Source organism: Lactiplantibacillus sp. 30.2.29, from assembly GCF_018991255.1.
GTDB lineage: Bacteria > Bacillota > Bacilli > Lactobacillales > Lactobacillaceae > Lactiplantibacillus > Lactiplantibacillus pentosus.
Window position 1 is genome coordinate 1 of record NZ_JAGYGU010000041.1, and the last position, 16,480, is coordinate 16,480.

The following is a 16,480-nucleotide window of genomic DNA, read 5'->3' on the forward strand; positions in this document are numbered from 1 at the left end:
GTTCTCGCCGACTTTCTCGGTATGGTGTGGTGAGTATACGTTGACCATCAGTAACACGATTAGCCTTACTGGTACGACTGCGACAACTAACCAGCTAATTGCAGTGCGCCATGACGATCGAATCACGACAACCTTGGAAGCAATATTAGATGGGGTGACGTATCGCGTTGCTGGCGTTAGTTCTGATAGCGAGATGAATGCTTATGACGTGGTCACACTAACTAAGGTTAACGGTCATGGCTAAGCCAATGAAACAGGGCGAGCACCCGGGTTGTCGAACGTTGGTTGCCTATGACACACGCTACTGCGAGAAGCACCGCAAGGCCACTAACAAGTGGCGGTATCACAAACGCATGTACGATTCAGATGAAAGCAAGTATCAACAGTTCTACAAGTCTTCGGCATGGCGCAAGTTGTCACGGCGGTTCCTTGAAAGCAATCCGGTATGCGTACAGTGCTACCAAGATGGTGTGATCCGTAAGGCTGATGTGGTTGATCACGTTATTGAAATCAAAGACGACTGGTCACGTCGCTTAGATGAAAGCAACCTACAGCCATTGTGCTACCGACACCATAACCGAAAAACGGGATTGGTTAGAGAACAACGGAAACAACAAACTAAATAATCAATGAGTGTCGTGCTGAAAGGTACGGCGCTTTTTTAGTATCTGCTAAATTAACCCTATTACATACTATAACGGTAAATGTTCATTTTAACGTGGTACACGTGGTACACGTGGAACAAACATTGATATATCAACACTTTGAAGACTGCCTAACGTGGTACATACCTGGCACAACGTGGCACACACCTGTCGTAACGCACTAACTTGGTACGCTGGCTGACTCGCTAAGATGACGTGACAGGTTGCTTGTGATACCTAAGCTTAACTTAGGCAATAGATCTGCGCAATACTGCGCTGAACTTTCAGCTGAGCTACTAAGCGGAGTTTTCCGCTGACCTAACCAACCCGCATTTTGCGTCTACGTTGCCAAAAGTGGCAATTGACTGCGCCAAGTTTTCGGCCAAGTGAACAATTCGGCTGAGTTGGACAGCAAAGATGTTTCCTCACAAGTGCGGAATACTGCCCTGAATTTTCGGGTGAGTTAGTGAGTAGATATTTTCGACTTGCAATTCAAGTTGGCGGCTTAATTTTCGGCCACGAGACTAATTCAAAACGGCATGACAGCCCAGAAACGTTGATATGGGGGGGCTATGGTCGACCAAAAAGGAGCGGACAGCATACTTTTGTGTTTATAAAAGTCCCTTTTTAACTTTGATTTTTTGCTTATTTTGCTGGATTGTGAAATATCACTACTAATAATGCGAAATTTGAACAAATAAACAGTCAGGGGGTAACATGTCAACATGTACATGTTATTATTTGCACTTTTTAGAGATATGCGCGATAATATAGGTATAATAAACGAATTCTGGATATATGTTCAATAAGCCGCTATGGGTATAACTCGTGGTGGCTTTTTGGTGCGTAAACTTAAATGAAAGGAGTGATCCGAATGGGTCGAAAAGTAAAAGCCTTGGCTAGTATGAATAAACATTTAACCAATGATGAGCGTGATCAACGTAAAGACGCTGAAAAAGCGTTATTTGATTATCCGGTGCTTGATTTAACCCCGCCAGATTGGTTACACGATCGGGCCTTAACTGAATGGCAACGGGTAGCGCCTTATTTAAAGGCCAATACCCCAATTAGTGAACTTGACCGGGCCATGTTAGCCAGTTATTGCCGCACTTATGCCACGGTGCAGACTTGTGAGAATGATATTCGTAAGAACGGACTGGTACAAACTAATCAAGATACTGGTGTACGTAAGCCGAACCCTTACGTGGCCTTGCAGTCCCAAGCGATGAAGGATTTAAAAGCCTTAGCCAATGATTTAGGAATGTCGTTATCTAGCCGGGCACGCATGGAATTAAACAAGCAAAAAGATGAAACGCCCGAAGACACTTTCGAGGCGATGTTGTCATGATTGAATATGTTGACCAAGTTTTATCGGGCCAAGTGTTGGCTGGTCAAAAGATTAAATGGGCGTGTGAGCGATTTAAACGCGATTTAAGCCGTTCTAAGGAAACTAGCTTCCCGTTCTACTATGATGAAGACAAAGCGGCACAAGCGGTTAAATTTATCGAATTAATGCCGAAAACTGACGGTAGTCAACTTACCATGCAACCCTTTCAAAAATGGATTATTAGTGAGCTGTATGGCTGGCGTGAAAAAGCAACCGGTAATCGGCGCTATGATCGAGCATTCATTAGTATGGCTCGGAAGAACGGTAAAACCTATCTGGCTTCTGGTATGGCCGCTAATGGTCTTTTAAGAGAACGTCAGCCCGCCCGTAACCGACAGGTATTATTCGTCAGCAACGCCCTTAAACAAGCTAAATTAGGCTATGACATGCTTTCAAGTGGGCTACGGCAAGTGCGCAAGCAATCAAAGTACATGCGACAACGCATTAAGGTGCAAAAACAAGCCATTACTGACTTAGAAACTGATTCGCAAGCCTTGGCCCTTGCCAGTGATACCAGTACGCTTGATGGTTATGCCGGGACTACTGTTATTTTAGATGAATGGCACGAAGCTAAAGACCGCAAGGTGTACAACGTTTTAAAGTCTGGTCAAGCACAAGAGGATAATTCTCTACTGGCGGTAATTTCCACCTCGGGCCTTAACCTTAATGTCCCAATGCACGCCGAGTATGACATGCTGACGGACGTTTTAAAGGGCAAAACCGAAGCTGACCGTTATTTTGTGGCAATCTGGGAACTTGACGACCGCGAAGAAGTTTACGATCAAGCTAATTGGATCAAGGCCAACCCGTTATTCAGTGAACCACACGTTAAGCAACGCATGACGGAGAAAATTCAGGCCGATGTTGACCTTGCCATTAAGCAAAATAACCTCATTCCGGTGCTGGTGAAGAACTTCAATATGTGGTTGCAAGCCAGTGAGGATAGTTATATTTCTGCGGACGATTGGGCCGCTGGTAAATTGGCCAAGGTGCCCGACTTACATAATCGTGACGCCTATATTGGCATTGATTTATCCAAAAGTAATGACTTGACCGCGGTTAGTTGGTTGATACCAATTGGCAACGGTCAGTTTTATTGTGATAGTCATTCGTTTGTGGGCACTAAGTACGGCCTGGATTCTAAGATTAAACGTGATGGGATTGATTACCGGTCAATGGAGCGCGCTGGTGAGTGTAGTATTACTCGCCTTGATAGTGGTGTGATTGATTATGATGAGCTATTCGACTACGTGCAAAATCTGGTCGGTCAATATAACTGGAAAGTAAAAGCCATCGCGTATGACCCGTACAATGCGCAGACCTTGATTACTAAGTTTGAAAAACTCAATTATCCATTATTTGAAGTGCGACAAGGCACCAAGACTTTGAATATTCCAACCCGCAATTTTCGTGATCAGCTTTACGATGACAAGATTAAACATAACGGCAACAAGATTCTCGCTTATGCGGTCAATAACGCCATCTTAAAAGTGCTAAACAATGGCTGGCAACTGGATAAAGCCCGCAATAGTAACCGGATTGACCCAATTGCGGCGTTGATTAACGCGTTTGTAGCGGGTATGGACTATTATCAAGAAAGTGAGGCGCAACAACATGCAGAAGATTATTACAAAACAGCGACTGCTAAAGACTTGTTTTAATTATTTCCAAACCGGTTTATTATTGTTCGGAATATTGCTACTAGTAATCGGTTTTGGCCGCTGGTTAGGGCTTAATGCGGCTTTGATGTTAGCTGGTGCAAGTTTAATAGCCTTAGCTTTATTAATTAATTATGAAAAGAACCGCGATGAGTTTTAACCAACCAATTAAGAAGGTGAGGTGATTAAATGAGTTTCTTCGTTAAAAGCAGTACCACCAGTAGCACGCATGATCCGGTGGCCGACGCTTTGGTTAGTTTATCAAGCAATGATCCATATACGTTTGTAAGCGCTGAGGTTCTACGGAATAGCGATATTTATGCGGCCATTAATATTATCGCCAGTGATATTGCCAGCAACCCGATTGTTTGCGATACGGCCATTTTTAACACGATGATTAATCAGACCCCCAATAGTCAGATGGACGGCTACCATTTTAAATATGCGTTGGCGGCTAACCTGTTACTCAATGGCAATAGTTTTGCGGAGATTTTGCCTAATCACACACTTAAATTTGTGCAAAATAACCAAATGACAGTTGAACAAGATGACGTCAGTGGGGCGTTGACCTACACCTATACCCCAATTGGCGGTAATAGTCGTCAGATTGCACCTAACAACATTTTACATTTTAAATATTTCACCAAAGACGGCGTATCGGGAATTAGTCCTCTATATGCCCTCAAAGATGAGCGCCAGATTCAGTCGGCCGGCAATAAATTGCTAACCGGCTTTTTTACTGCTGGTGTGCACGGCACCACGATTATTAAAGTCCATCAATCTGATTTAGGGCCGGAAGCTAAGGGCAATATTCGCAACCAGTTTGATGAAGCCAATACGGGTGACAACGCGATCAACACGATTGTGACCGATGACACGATGGATATTAGTAACTTATCCTTAAATACCGATGTGTTAAAACTGGTCAACTCGAATGACTGGACGACCCGACAAATTGCTAAAGCTTTTGGCTTACCACCGGAGCGCTTAGGGGTTGAAAACGATCATTCTAACCAAGAACAAAGTGGCGTGCAGTATCTACAAGGCACGTTGCAACATTACTTTGATAGCTTTACCAGCGAGCTGTCATTCAAGCTTGGTCATGACTTCACGTTTAATACGGACAAGCTATTGAGCCTTGATCCGCAAACGCAACAAGCCCAAGCGGTGGCTGGTTTCACTGGCGGCGTTATGAGCCGTAACGAAGCTCGGGCCAAGATTGGCTTGCCACCAACTGACGATGGCAATATTTTCCTAAACTTACAAAAGAATGGAGTGAATACGAGTGAAGAATAAGCAACGATTTACCTTGGCGGCTGAACTGAAAGCAGAAAAACGTGACGCCGTCCCAACCGAACCCGAAAATCAGGATCAGTCCAATTCAGGTGAACCAGCCACGCAAGCCCAACAAGTTGACGGCAAGCCAGTTATTTCTGGTTATGCCGTGGTGTTCAATAGCCCCTCATTGAAAATGAGTACGAATGATGGCACCGAATTTGTTGAAATGATTGATCCCGCCGCCCTTGATGGCTTGGATTTATCAAAATTAGTGCTATTAAATAGTCATAATTGGGCCCAGCCATTGGCCCGGGCCGACAACGGAACCCTCACCACGAGCGTTGATGATACGGGTTTAAAGTTTACGGCGGAGCTAGATCCTAGCGTTAGTTATGCAATGGATACGTATAACAATATTAAAAATGGAGTGATTGGCGGGTGCTCGTTCACCTTTGATTTAGACAATGGCGATGATACTTGGACGCAAGATACTGCGAGCGGTCAAGTTACCCGAACGGTCAACCATATCAAAGACTTATACGAATTAACGACTACGGCTATTCCAAGTTATGGACAGTCGAGTGTTCAGCAAGTAATTCAAATTGAAAGTCGTAGTTACGAAAAATTTATCAATCAAGCAAAGGAGCCTGACAACATGGCAAAACAAACAATTATTGATCCTAATACCAACGACAATGGCAACGAAAACAAAACTGGTATTCCCGCCTTTGAGCAATATGTACGGACACACGGTGAAACTCGGGACGGTTTAAAGACGGACGGTGCCAGTGCCGTTATTCCTAAGGAACTGATTACCCCTGTTTTCCAATTAAAGCAATCTAATTACAACCTTGCCCAATATGCAACAGTTAAGCAAGTTTCTAGCGGTTCCGGGACTTATCCAATTGCCACTAGTCAACAATCTGCGGTACTGGCTACTAAGGACGAACTCGCCGATATTGCCGATGTTGACGCGAACATGTTTACGGAAGTGCCATTTGATGTGAAGACCCGGGCGGGTAAAATTGCCTTATCTAACGAAGTAGTGGAAGACGCCGAGGTTGATATTGTTAGTGAAGTCAAAACGCAATTACAACAATTGGTTGATAACACGGACAACACGCAGATCATGGGACTGTTAACGGGTAGTAGCTTTACTAAAGCAACGGCCACCAGTATTGATGATCTTAAAAAGATTTTCAACGTGACGTTAGATCCCGCCTTGAGCAAGATGTGGCTAGTGAACCAATCCGGGTTTAATTACCTTGATACACTCAAAGATTCCGAGGGCCGTTACCTATTACAGCCGAACCCAACGGCACCCAGTGGTTTCACCTTATTAGGGGCACCAGTTGTTATGATTAGTGATAAGTTGCTGGCTAACAACGCGGACGGGACGTTCCCAATGATTGCGGGGGACTTATCACAAGCCGTGGCTGTTTTCCGGCGTAACCAAGTAACTGCCCAATGGGACAAGTTCGACCAGTTCAGTCAAGGACTTTCCGTCATTGTGCGGAATGATTATGAAGTGATTGATAAGACCGCTGTAATTAACGTGGCGTTAGGAACCGCAACTGCTGGTAAATAATCGTACCCACTTTTGGGGACGGCTATACAAAGGGGTGTCCATTTTTAGACACCCCCTATACATAAATTAAAACTAAGGGGGGCACGATTCGTTACCCCCCCTAAAAAGGAGTGATTACATGGCTGTAACCGTTGATGATATTAAACTAAGCCTGCGAATTGATGTAACCGAAGATGATCCAATGATTAAAAGCTATTTAGACGCCGCCGAGGACTATGTTCAGACGGCCGTTAGCAAAAGTGAGGATTTGACTATCTACAAACAGTACGATTTTGCGGTGTCCTTGCTGACGCAATTCTGGTATCAAAACCGAGTAACTGATATGACAAAAACACCGTATCAAGTTGTCAGCATGATTCAACAATTGCGCGGCTTAGTAACCGGATAAGTTTTAAAGTGAATGCGTTTCATGTGAAACGATTATAAGTGAAAATATTTGTTTTAAGTGTTATAATATAAGTATTCATTGTGTTGATATTAGTCGGAACGGGGTGTAATAGCCCCGTTTTTTAATACATATATCTGGAACCAGAAAGTGTGATTCCAATGCGCCAAGATGTTAAGAAAATTCGTAATTTATTAAAGAAATATGCCAAACTAAAACGTGATTTGACGGCTTTTAATCAAGTTTCTAGCCCCTCATTCGATGGAGCATCAAGCCATAGCAGCCGAAACGGTGCTGAAAGCCGCCTGATAAACCATGTTGACCTGTCCTACCAGCTAAAAGAAGTAGAAGACGCCCTCAATGCGATTGATGATCCACAATATCAATTTATCTTACACAACTATATTATTGAGAAACGTTTCACCCGCAACGAAGCTTGCCAGCGATTATCAGTTAGTGTCAGCAAGTTTAACTACTTAAAAAATCAAGCTTTAACATTATTTAGTACAATGTACATGCAGTTATAAAAAGGTACTAGGTATGTGTATAAAATAAAAAGCCAGCATTCAGTTCTATGATTACTGGCTTAGAATATTTAATTATAAAAGGGAACGATAAAGGCTATCAAAGTCATCGTATTTTACTACATTTGGTCCAAAACAATTTCGTGCCGTAAATAGTTTTAATGCTTTTGGAAAATTGTTGGTATTGTTGAATTCAGTAACTAGAAGTCTATATTCATTCTGTTCTCTGTATTTTTTGTCCTTTTCCAGTAAACATACTTCCAAATATTTTTCCAGTTCTTCTTTTTTTACTACATCGTTTTTTAGGTGGCTAAGGAAAGTGTTTTTATCTGGAAAATTTATTTTTTGAGATCCATATTTAATGTTACGTCCTTTTAGTGTCACATCTGTTCTTTGGTTTATTTTCTCTAACTGATTCTCCTTTTTTAAATAATCCAACATATCTTGGTCAAAATTACGAGGAAATCCCTGATCTTTAAGAGTTTTGTAGAAATTTTTATATAATTCAGGATCATCCAAGCAAAGATTCTGCAAAAAATCGACTACATTTACAGTTGAAAATGACTGAACTTGTTCTGTGTCAAATGGTGGCTTTTTTATATCACGATTAATAAACTCAACCGTTTGATTATTAATCCAACAAATAGTTGATGAAAGATTCTTATATATTACAACATTTCGCTGTTCATTATCTTTATTATTATCCTGTTTGAGTCGGTTAGCTACGCATTTTTTGATTTTCCCGTCCTCATAAAAGTCATTCGCATAGAGAAGCGTGAAACACGAAATATATGCTTGGCATGATCTTGAATAACTTTGAATTATTTCTGTATATGAAACTTTTTCTTCGTTATTCAGATAGGCAAATCCCTCATCAGAATCATCAATTTTGTTATGCGAATTATTGCTGTTTTTTAAAAAAGTATCTACTGTTGAAAGGTAAAAATATTTTTCTGCTATCACTTCAGAAGCGTTTGGAGTGAATTTGATAACACCTTGTAAATTATTAACAGTCATAGTTGGAACCTTCTTTCCTGATTAATTGTAGCATTAAAAAAACTGCTAACCAATTTGGCTAACAGTCACTGCCCCGCGCAAGTATTAAGTCACTGGAAACAGTGGCTTTTTTTGTTATATTTTTTGGCTTACCAATTGGCTTACTTTTACTGAAAAAAGATGACATCTAATGACAACAATATTTGCGGTTAAAGTACAAAAAAACCAGTAATCACGGTGTTTTTGACACTGCATGAAAACTGGTTAATGGTTTATGATGGGCAGTCAGGGGATCGAACCCTGGACCCACGGATTAAGAGTCCGTTGCTCTGCCAGCTGAGCTAACTGCCCATAACTCAACAAAAAATATAATATCATGAATTCTGAGTTCTGACAACACTATTTTGTGTTTTTTTTCAAAAAAGCGCAAATTTTTGCTGAATTACCTATGAAAACGGTTACCGTAATTATCAGAGTATTTCCCGGGAAATACTACGGCCACGCGGATTGGCAATCAAAGAAAGCCAACCCTATTTGTGATATACTAAAAACAGTGTTGAATTTTATTTCAACCGACCTGACGCGAGAAAAGTGACCTTTTCTCGTAATTAATCGTGAACCACCTTAAAATTGAAATGTAAACCTGTTTTCCCCTAAGGAGGAAGAATCGTTATGAAAAAAATCTTAGTTGTTGATGATGAAAAACCAATCTCCGATATTATGAAGTTTAATTTGACTAAAGAAGGCTATGAAGTTCACGTCGCCGCTGACGGTGAGGAAGCCTTGCAAAAAGTCGATGAAGTCCATCCTGACTTGATCCTCTTAGACTTAATGTTGCCGAAGATGGACGGTCTGGAAGTCGCCCGACAAGTCCGGAAGAATTATGACATGCCAATCATCATGGTTACGGCTAAGGACTCTGAATTGGATAAAGTCCTGGGACTGGAACTCGGTGCCGATGATTATGTGACTAAGCCGTTCTCAAACCGCGAGTTAGTGGCTCGGGTCAAGGCAAACTTACGGCGGCAAGGTGCGCCAAGTGCGCAGCCAGCCGAAGTCGAAGAGAATTCAGATATCGAAATCGGTGATTTAGTCATCCATCCCGAGGCTTACATGGTCTCCAAACGTGGTGAAAACATTGAATTGACGCATCGTGAATTTGAATTACTACATTACTTAGCCCAACATATTGGTCAAGTGATGACGCGTGAACACTTGTTGCAGACGGTCTGGGGCTACGATTACTTTGGTGATGTCCGGACCGTTGATGTGACCGTACGACGGTTGCGTGAAAAAGTTGAAGATAATCCGAGTCACCCGAAATGGCTGGTGACTCGGCGGGGTGTGGGTTACTACCTCCGCAATCCAGAAAACGAGTAGAGGTTGCTAAACCGTGTTGAGATTTAAACGGAAAAATTTTTTTAAAACGATTAATTTTAAAATCGCGCTAGTCTTTGCCTTACTATTACTAATTACGTTGGAAATCGTTGGGGCGATCTTTGTGAAACAGCTGGAATCGCGTAACATTCAAGATTTCAAACAGTCTGTTCAAATTCCAACTTATATTGACAACTCGCTAGCGGAACAATTGACCGTTAACAATACGAGTAAAGCCAATGGTCAGATTAAGACGATTCTTTCCAACTATAATAATACGAATGTTGACGAGATTCGGGTCGTTGACAGCAAGGGGACGATTCGCGGGACCAGTGACGTTAATGATCAATCGATCGTCGGTCAAAAAACAACGGACCGGAACGTGAAGAACGCAATTTATAACAATCGAACTTACACCAAGAGTACCTATGATACGCAGAATAATGGTCGTTACTATATTTCAATCGTGCCACTGTATAGCTCCAACTCGACTGGGAACAGTAGCCAGTTAGTCGGGGTCTTGTATGTCCGTGCGAATATGAAGTCGGTCTATAGTACGATCAACAACATCATGGGGATCTTTGTGATTGCCTCGTTAGTCGCGATGCTGTTAGGACTAGGGATTGCCATCATTATTGCCCGGGCAATAACGCGACCGATTGAAGAAATGAAGCAACAAACCCAGCGAATCGCGCGTGGCGACTATGCGGGCCAAGTGCGTGTCTATAGTGATGACGAACTGGGCCAATTGGCGAAAGCCATCAATAACTTATCGATTCGAGTCGAGGAATCGCAAGAATCGACTGAAGCGGAACGGCGGCGTTTGGACAGTGTGCTCTCCCACATGAGTGATGGCGTTATTGCGACTGACCGCCGCGGTAACATTATGATCATTAATGAAACGGCCTCGGACTTTATGGACGTGACCGCTGAGAAGGCGATTGGGAGTTCGATTTTAGACGTCCTCAAGATTCGTGACGACTATTCGTTACGTGACTTGATTGAGAATCAGGACGAATTAATGTTAGACCTCTCTTCTAATGAGCGTGATTTGATTCTGAATGCTTACTTCTCACTGATTCAGCGGGAATCTGGCTTCATTAGTGGCTTGGTCTGCGTGCTCCACGACGTCACGGAACAACAGAAGATCGATAATGACCGCAAACAGTTCGTTTCCAACGTCTCACATGAATTGCGGACGCCGCTGACGAGTTTGCGGAGTTATATTGAAGCATTGAGTGACGGGGCATGGAAGGATCCAGAAGTCGCCCCGGGCTTTTTGAAGGTGACACAAGAAGAGACGGACCGGATGATTCGCATGATCAATGAACTCCTGAGCCTGTCACGGATGGACTCCGGAACGACCCGTGTTGACATGGAGCTGGTTAATATCAACGAGATGTTCAACTATGTTCTGGACCGATTCGATATGATTTTGAAGAAGGATGACAATCCGGCGAAGTATTACACGATCAAACGAGAATTTACCAAACGAGACTTGTGGGTCGAAATCGATACCGATAAGTTCACCCAAGTCCTCGACAACATTATGAACAATGCCATCAAGTATTCACCAGATGGTGGCGTCGTCACTTGCCGCTTGTTGGAGACGCATAACCAGGTCATCATTAGTATTTCTGACCAAGGCCTGGGGATTCCACGAGCAGACCTCAACCACGTCTTTGACCGTTTCTTCCGCGTGGATAAAGCGCGGTCGCGTGCTCAAGGTGGGACTGGGCTTGGTTTGGCGATTTCGAAGGAAGTTGTCCAGATGCTAGGCGGTCGCATTTGGGTCGATAGTGTTGAAGGTAAGGGGTCGACGTTCTACATTTCCTTGCCGTACGAACCTTATGAGGAGGAGGACCTTTGGGATGACGACTCACAAGATTAGACGATTTATCTTACCCGTACTATTGACGCTTTTGATTCTATTAAGCGTGGTCTTATCCATGTACATCTGGCTAAATCCCTCGCGTTATGAACACGAAAGCAAGGTCAGTACGGCTTCATCGAACTCCTCGTTAACCACCCGGACGATCGATGATATTTATTTACCGACCCAGTTGATTTACACGAATAGTCAGGGCAAGCAGTCCCTGTTGATCAATAAAAATGTTAGTTTAGTGAGCCAGTTTAGTGAGCAGTTGCGAAAGTGGGATGCGCGGAGTATCTCCAAAGTGCGCATCTCGTCAGCCAAGAGCTATCAAGCGCTGCTGAATGGCGAAGATTCATACGTCTTGAATTTCCCGGATAGCATCACGGTCAGCCTGTTTAATACGGTTTTTAAGCAAAATTTGAATAGTTTTCGGTCTTCAGAATTCAGTCGGATCGTGATTCCGGTCAATGATACCAATCACATCTACTTTCTGAATGATGACCATCACGAAATCTACAGTGTGCGTTTGAAGCATAAGTCGCTGAAGTCTTTAAAACGGGTCTTGTCGACGGATAAGGTCAAGCAGATCGCGGTCAAGATGTCTTACGGCAATGGCGAAGCGCATATCAACTATCCGAAGCAAGTGACGATGCAACACTATAGCTACTTGATGAGTAAGGCGGCGGCTAGTGAAATCGCCAACCGGTTGTTAGATGCGGATGGGAACTCGACCGTTTCGGTGCATAATCGCAATGGCAAACAAGAGTACACCACCGGTAGTTACAAGCGGATGACGGTCGATTCCAAGCTCGGCACGGTTTACTTTGAGGACTATAGTGATTCGGGCACGACCCGGAACTTATCGCTGACGAGTCAGTTAAAGAAGAGTTTTAATTTGTTGGCTAGTCTCGGCGTGGCGATGGATAATATCCGCTATTATGGATTTGACGCCACGAGTAATAGCGTCATCTATCGAAGTTACGTTGAAGGGTTCCCAATCTTTAATCAGACCGAGAATGGTGACGTGCGGATTCAGCTGACGTCTAACGGTTTGGACCGTTACTACTTCTCCTTGTACAGTTTACAAGTGCCAGTCCCAACGACGGGCAAGAAGCAGGCGGTAACCTTACCAAGTTCGACGAGCGTCTTGAAACAGTTGAAGGCCGCGGGCTACAAAGATAGTAAAATCGGCAGCATCGAATTGGGGTATGAATGGACGCAAAACAAGTCATCCAAACTCGTGATCGATTTGACGCCGACGTATTATGTCTACTATAACGGCAGTTGGCGGACTTATACGTCGATGTTGAGTGGATCTTAGGAGGTGGCCGCATGAATTTTCGGAGAATTGAGTGGATCTTCTTACTCGCATTCGTCGTCCTCGATATCTTTCTAGGTTACATGTTCGTTCAGACGAGTTCCAAGTCAACGAAAACGACCGGTGATACCGCGACCACGGTGATTCGTGAGATGCGCTCTGATAATATTAGTTTCAAAGATCCAGACACACACGAAGGCACCGGCTACTACATTGCGGGCAGTAATGAGAGTGGCCTCAAGCAATCGTTGAGTCAGTTAACTGAACAGTCTGCGCGGGTTCAAAGTAGTGGCAAACTAACCAGCACGCTGCGGGCAACGACCACCATCGATACGAGTAAACCCAAATCAGATTTGACGACTTTCATGAAGCAACGTACCAACGTGATTCATGGGTCGGAATACGTGTATGATGCGGACTTATCGTCCAATGGTGACTATGTGTTTGTCCAAAAGGTTGCGGATGGTGAGATCTTAACGGCCGCCGGGCAAGTGCACCTGTTTGTCAACAAAGAAAAACAGCTGACCGGCTATACGCAGACCTACGTGGCGAATGTCAAAACGTTGCGTGAAAAAGCGGTCACCATTAGTGAGAAAAAGGCGCTGGTGGCGCTGTATCAGTATAACCAAGTCTCCAGTAGTTCACGGATCGTGTGGGCCAAGCTTGGGTATTCACGCCTGCTGAAGCTAAAAGACAGCAGTGTCTACGTGCCGACGTGGATTTTTGCCGTTCGTAGTAAGAACAGCTCCAATGTGAGCTTGCACCGCATCAATGCCTTTACGGGTTCGTCGATGAAAAATAGTAATTCCGCCACGACCAGCAGTCTGGATACGACCGCTGGGATGGTCTGGAATATCGTAGAATAAACGCACAGTCAAGCAGGTCTTACGCGTGATTGTGTCATAAAGAAGGGGTCCCGCAATCTATGGGATTCGTTGCGCCGGACAAACGGTAATCAGATATAGCTGGTTACTGAGGTGTTGCGGCTGGTGGCGAATCTCAGGTTGGTGGGGCTTTTTTGTTTAGAAGCGGCTAGCTATTTGTTTTGAGCAGACCGCGACTATTCGGAGACGGGCGTTTTAATGCAATCAGCGGGCCAGCCGATCCAATGCTAGTCCGGAGCCTTGACGCGCGCGTTTGACCCGGTAGCCAGCGTCGCAACAGGTCGTTCACTTTTCAAGCCTGCTAAAAGCGTGTATCATGTAAAGATAGTAATGGATTTCAGAGATAGGAAGAGCCTAAATAATGGTATTAAAATTAGCAACGGATGATATGAAAGTAAGTATTCTGGCGTCGGGCAGTACCGGCAATGTGACTTACATTGAAACGCCAGAACATAAAGTGTTGGTCGATGCGGGGCTAAGCGGCAAAAAAATCGCGAATTTGATGGCGTCGATTGGCCGCGATATTAATGAAGTCGATAGTCTCTTCATTAGTCATGAGCATACTGACCACTGTCACTCAGCGGGAATCCTCGCCCGGAAGTACGGGTTAGATATTTATGCCAACCAGGGGACGTGGGATGCCATGGCTCACAAAATTGGCAAGGTCCCTGCTGAGCTATGCCACGTTTTTGACCCCGATACGACTTTGGACCTCGGGGACCTCGACGTGGAATCCTTTAGTGTCTCGCATGATGCGGCCGAACCACAGTTTTATGAACTGCACCATGCTGGGAAGTCGTTTGTCATTATTACCGATACCGGCTACGTTTCAGAGCATGTCGAAGGGGTCATTCGTGACGCGGACGGCTACTTATTCGAATGCAACCATGACTTGGAGATGTTGCGGATGGGCCGCTACCCATGGCCGTTGAAGCAGCGCATCATCGGTGATGAGGGCCATTTGTCCAACGAAGATGGCGCTAACGCTTTGATGGATGTGATCGGTCATCGGACCAAACGAATTTACTTAGGACATCGGAGTCAGGATAACAACCTGAAATCATTGGCTCATTTGACAGTGGCTTCAATGATGACTGAGCACGATTTTGGCGTGGAACATGATTTTCAGTTATACGATACTGACCCAGAAAAAGCGACGAAGTTAATCACGCTATAGGCTAGCTTTAATGTTTCGCAACGCTTCGATCATAAAAAAATCACACTTTTTCGCTAAAATAGACTTAAAATCAGCATTAGTAGGGAGGGATCGCGTTTCGACGCGCAATTATGGCTAACAAATCATTAATTAAAGTCGCAGTAACGGCACTAGTTGCTGGACTCATCGGTGGTGGTGTTGCATATGGAGGTATCACTTATTTCCAAAACAACAATATTGCGACCTCATCAACTAGCGTACCAACTGGCTCGAACAAATCAGGGTCAACTTCAACCACGAACGTGAAGGTCAACGTCAGCTCACAGGCAACCAAGGTGTTCCAGAACAACAAGGCAGCCGTGGTCTCAGTGATCAACTTGCAAAAGCAAAGTTCAACGAGTGGCTGGAGCGGCATTCTTGGTGGCGATGATTCATCAGGCAGCGACAGTTCTTCGAGTTCAGATTCGAGTTCTAGCAAACTGGAAGAATACAGTGAAGGCTCTGGTCTGATTTACAAGAAGAGCGGTAGCGCAGCCTACATCGTCACGAATAACCACGTTGTTAGCGGCTCAAACGCGATTCGGGTTATTTTGAGTAACGGAACCAAGCTGACGGCTAAAATCGTCGGAACCGACTCTGTAACCGACTTAGCGGTGCTGAAGATTAATTCTTCAAAGGTCACGAAGACGGCTAGCTTCGGTAACTCCGACAATATCAAGGTTGGTGAAACGGCCTTGGCAATCGGGTCACCGATGGGATCTAATTACGCCACGACCTTGACGGAAGGGATTATTTCCGCGAAGAAACGGACCGTGGCGACGACGAACACGTCTGGACAGACGACTGGTTACGCAACGGTTATTCAAACGGATGCTGCCATCAATTCTGGGAACTCAGGTGGGCCGCTGTTCAACATTGCGGGCCAAGTCATCGGGATCAACTCGATGAAGCTGGCTTCGGATAATTCCGGCACGAGCGTTGAAGGGATGGGCTTTGCTATTCCAAGTAACGAAGTCGTTAAAATCATCAACGAGTTAGTGAAGAATGGTGAAGTTGTTCGGCCAGCCTTAGGGGTTGCGACCTACAACGTGGCTAATATCTCCGCTAGCGACCGCTCATCAGTATTGAAGTTGCCATCAAGCGTGAAGAAGGGTGTCGTTATCATGAAGACGTACTCAGGCTCACCGGCTAAGACGGCTGGTTTGACCAAGTACGACGTGATTACGGAACTCGGTGGTAAGAAGGTCACGAACCTCGCCACATTACGGAGTGCTTTATACGCACATTCCGTCAACGATACGGTAACGGTCAAGTATTATCATGACGGTAAGCTGAAGACGACGTCGATGAAGCTAACAGAAACTACCAAAACGTTAAATAAACAAAGTAACTAGTAAATGAGATTTTCA

At 44.3% G+C, this 16,480-nt stretch carries 16 protein-coding genes and 1 tRNA gene; 15 read left to right on the forward strand and 2 right to left on the reverse strand.

Annotated elements, in window-relative coordinates:
- The 9 genes from KGF65_RS15230 to KGF65_RS15270 form a co-directional block, all read left to right on the forward strand.
- Nucleotides 1–244, forward strand: a 244-nt coding sequence (locus KGF65_RS15230; RefSeq protein WP_216788227.1) for a head-tail adaptor protein, incomplete at its 5' end; no start/stop codon positions are given.
- Nucleotides 237–626, forward strand: coding sequence for an HNH endonuclease signature motif containing protein (locus KGF65_RS15235; protein ID WP_216748695.1), 390 nt, complete (start codon nt 237–239; stop codon nt 624–626). The genes KGF65_RS15230 and KGF65_RS15235, both read left to right, overlap by 8 nt.
- A gap of 892 nt (nt 627–1,518) precedes the next feature.
- Complete coding sequence (locus KGF65_RS15240) at nt 1,519–1,992, forward strand: phage terminase small subunit P27 family (RefSeq protein WP_216748696.1); 474 nt, start codon at nt 1,519–1,521, stop codon at nt 1,990–1,992.
- Nucleotides 1,989–3,692 (forward strand): terminase large subunit, encoded by a 1,704-nt coding sequence (locus KGF65_RS15245; protein WP_216748697.1) that lies wholly within the window; start codon nt 1,989–1,991, stop codon nt 3,690–3,692. The genes KGF65_RS15240 and KGF65_RS15245 overlap by 4 nt, the downstream gene beginning before the upstream one ends.
- Nucleotides 3,646–3,849: a hypothetical protein gene (locus tag KGF65_RS15250; RefSeq protein WP_064578491.1), complete on the forward strand. Its 204-nt coding sequence runs from the start codon at nt 3,646–3,648 to the stop codon at nt 3,847–3,849. Before KGF65_RS15245 ends, KGF65_RS15250 begins: the two co-directional genes overlap by 47 nt.
- A gap of 29 nt (nt 3,850–3,878) precedes the next feature.
- Nucleotides 3,879–4,985 carry a phage portal protein gene (locus KGF65_RS15255; protein ID WP_216748698.1) on the forward strand — a complete coding sequence of 369 codons (1,107 nt, stop codon included), beginning with the start codon at nt 3,879–3,881 and terminating at the stop codon, nt 4,983–4,985.
- A complete protein-coding gene (locus tag KGF65_RS15260; RefSeq protein WP_216748699.1) occupies nt 4,975–6,555 on the forward strand; it encodes a phage major capsid protein in 1,581 nt (526 codons plus the stop codon). Before KGF65_RS15255 ends, KGF65_RS15260 begins: the two co-directional genes overlap by 11 nt.
- A 118-nt stretch (nt 6,556–6,673) precedes the next feature.
- On the forward strand, nt 6,674–6,943 hold the full coding sequence (locus tag KGF65_RS15265) for a head-tail connector protein (protein WP_003643632.1): 270 nt from the start codon (nt 6,674–6,676) through the stop codon (nt 6,941–6,943).
- A 158-nt stretch (nt 6,944–7,101) separates the two neighbouring features.
- Nucleotides 7,102–7,467 (forward strand): hypothetical protein, encoded by a 366-nt coding sequence (locus tag KGF65_RS15270; RefSeq protein ID WP_216748700.1) that lies wholly within the window; start codon nt 7,102–7,104, stop codon nt 7,465–7,467.
- 72 nt (nt 7,468–7,539) lie between these two features.
- On the opposite strand, the gene KGF65_RS15275 is transcribed toward KGF65_RS15270, so the two are convergent.
- Together KGF65_RS15275 and KGF65_RS15280 are read right to left on the reverse strand one after the other, a co-directional pair.
- Nucleotides 7,540–8,481, reverse strand: coding sequence for a hypothetical protein (locus KGF65_RS15275; protein ID WP_216748701.1), 942 nt, complete (start codon nt 8,479–8,481; stop codon nt 7,540–7,542).
- A 257-nt stretch (nt 8,482–8,738) separates the two neighbouring features.
- Nucleotides 8,739–8,811 (reverse strand) — tRNA-Lys (locus tag KGF65_RS15280).
- Nucleotides 8,812–9,132: 321 nt separating this feature from the next.
- Between KGF65_RS15280 and yycF the strand changes: the two genes are divergently transcribed.
- The 6 genes from yycF (at nt 9,133) to KGF65_RS15310 (ending at nt 16,465) form a co-directional block, all read left to right on the forward strand.
- Complete coding sequence (gene yycF, locus KGF65_RS15285) at nt 9,133–9,840, forward strand: response regulator YycF (protein ID WP_003637294.1); 708 nt, start codon at nt 9,133–9,135, stop codon at nt 9,838–9,840.
- Between the two features lie 13 nt (nt 9,841–9,853).
- Nucleotides 9,854–11,728, forward strand: a complete 1,875-nt coding sequence (gene walK / locus KGF65_RS15290; protein WP_216748702.1) for a cell wall metabolism sensor histidine kinase WalK — start codon at nt 9,854–9,856, stop codon at nt 11,726–11,728.
- Nucleotides 11,709–13,034: a YycH family regulatory protein gene (yycH, locus tag KGF65_RS15295; protein ID WP_159255834.1), complete on the forward strand. Its 1,326-nt coding sequence runs from the start codon at nt 11,709–11,711 to the stop codon at nt 13,032–13,034. Before walK ends, yycH begins: the two co-directional genes overlap by 20 nt.
- 11 nt (nt 13,035–13,045) lie before the next feature.
- On the forward strand, nt 13,046–13,897 hold the full coding sequence (locus tag KGF65_RS15300) for a two-component system regulatory protein YycI (protein WP_050338043.1): 852 nt from the start codon (nt 13,046–13,048) through the stop codon (nt 13,895–13,897).
- Nucleotides 13,898–14,276: 379 nt separating this feature from the next.
- Entirely contained in the window at nt 14,277–15,092 is an 816-nt protein-coding gene (locus KGF65_RS15305) for an MBL fold metallo-hydrolase (RefSeq protein WP_003637298.1), read from the forward strand.
- Nucleotides 15,093–15,202: 110 nt separating this feature from the next.
- A complete protein-coding gene (locus tag KGF65_RS15310; protein WP_050338042.1) occupies nt 15,203–16,465 on the forward strand; it encodes a S1C family serine protease in 1,263 nt (420 codons plus the stop codon).
- Nucleotides 16,466–16,480 lie beyond the last annotated feature (15 nt).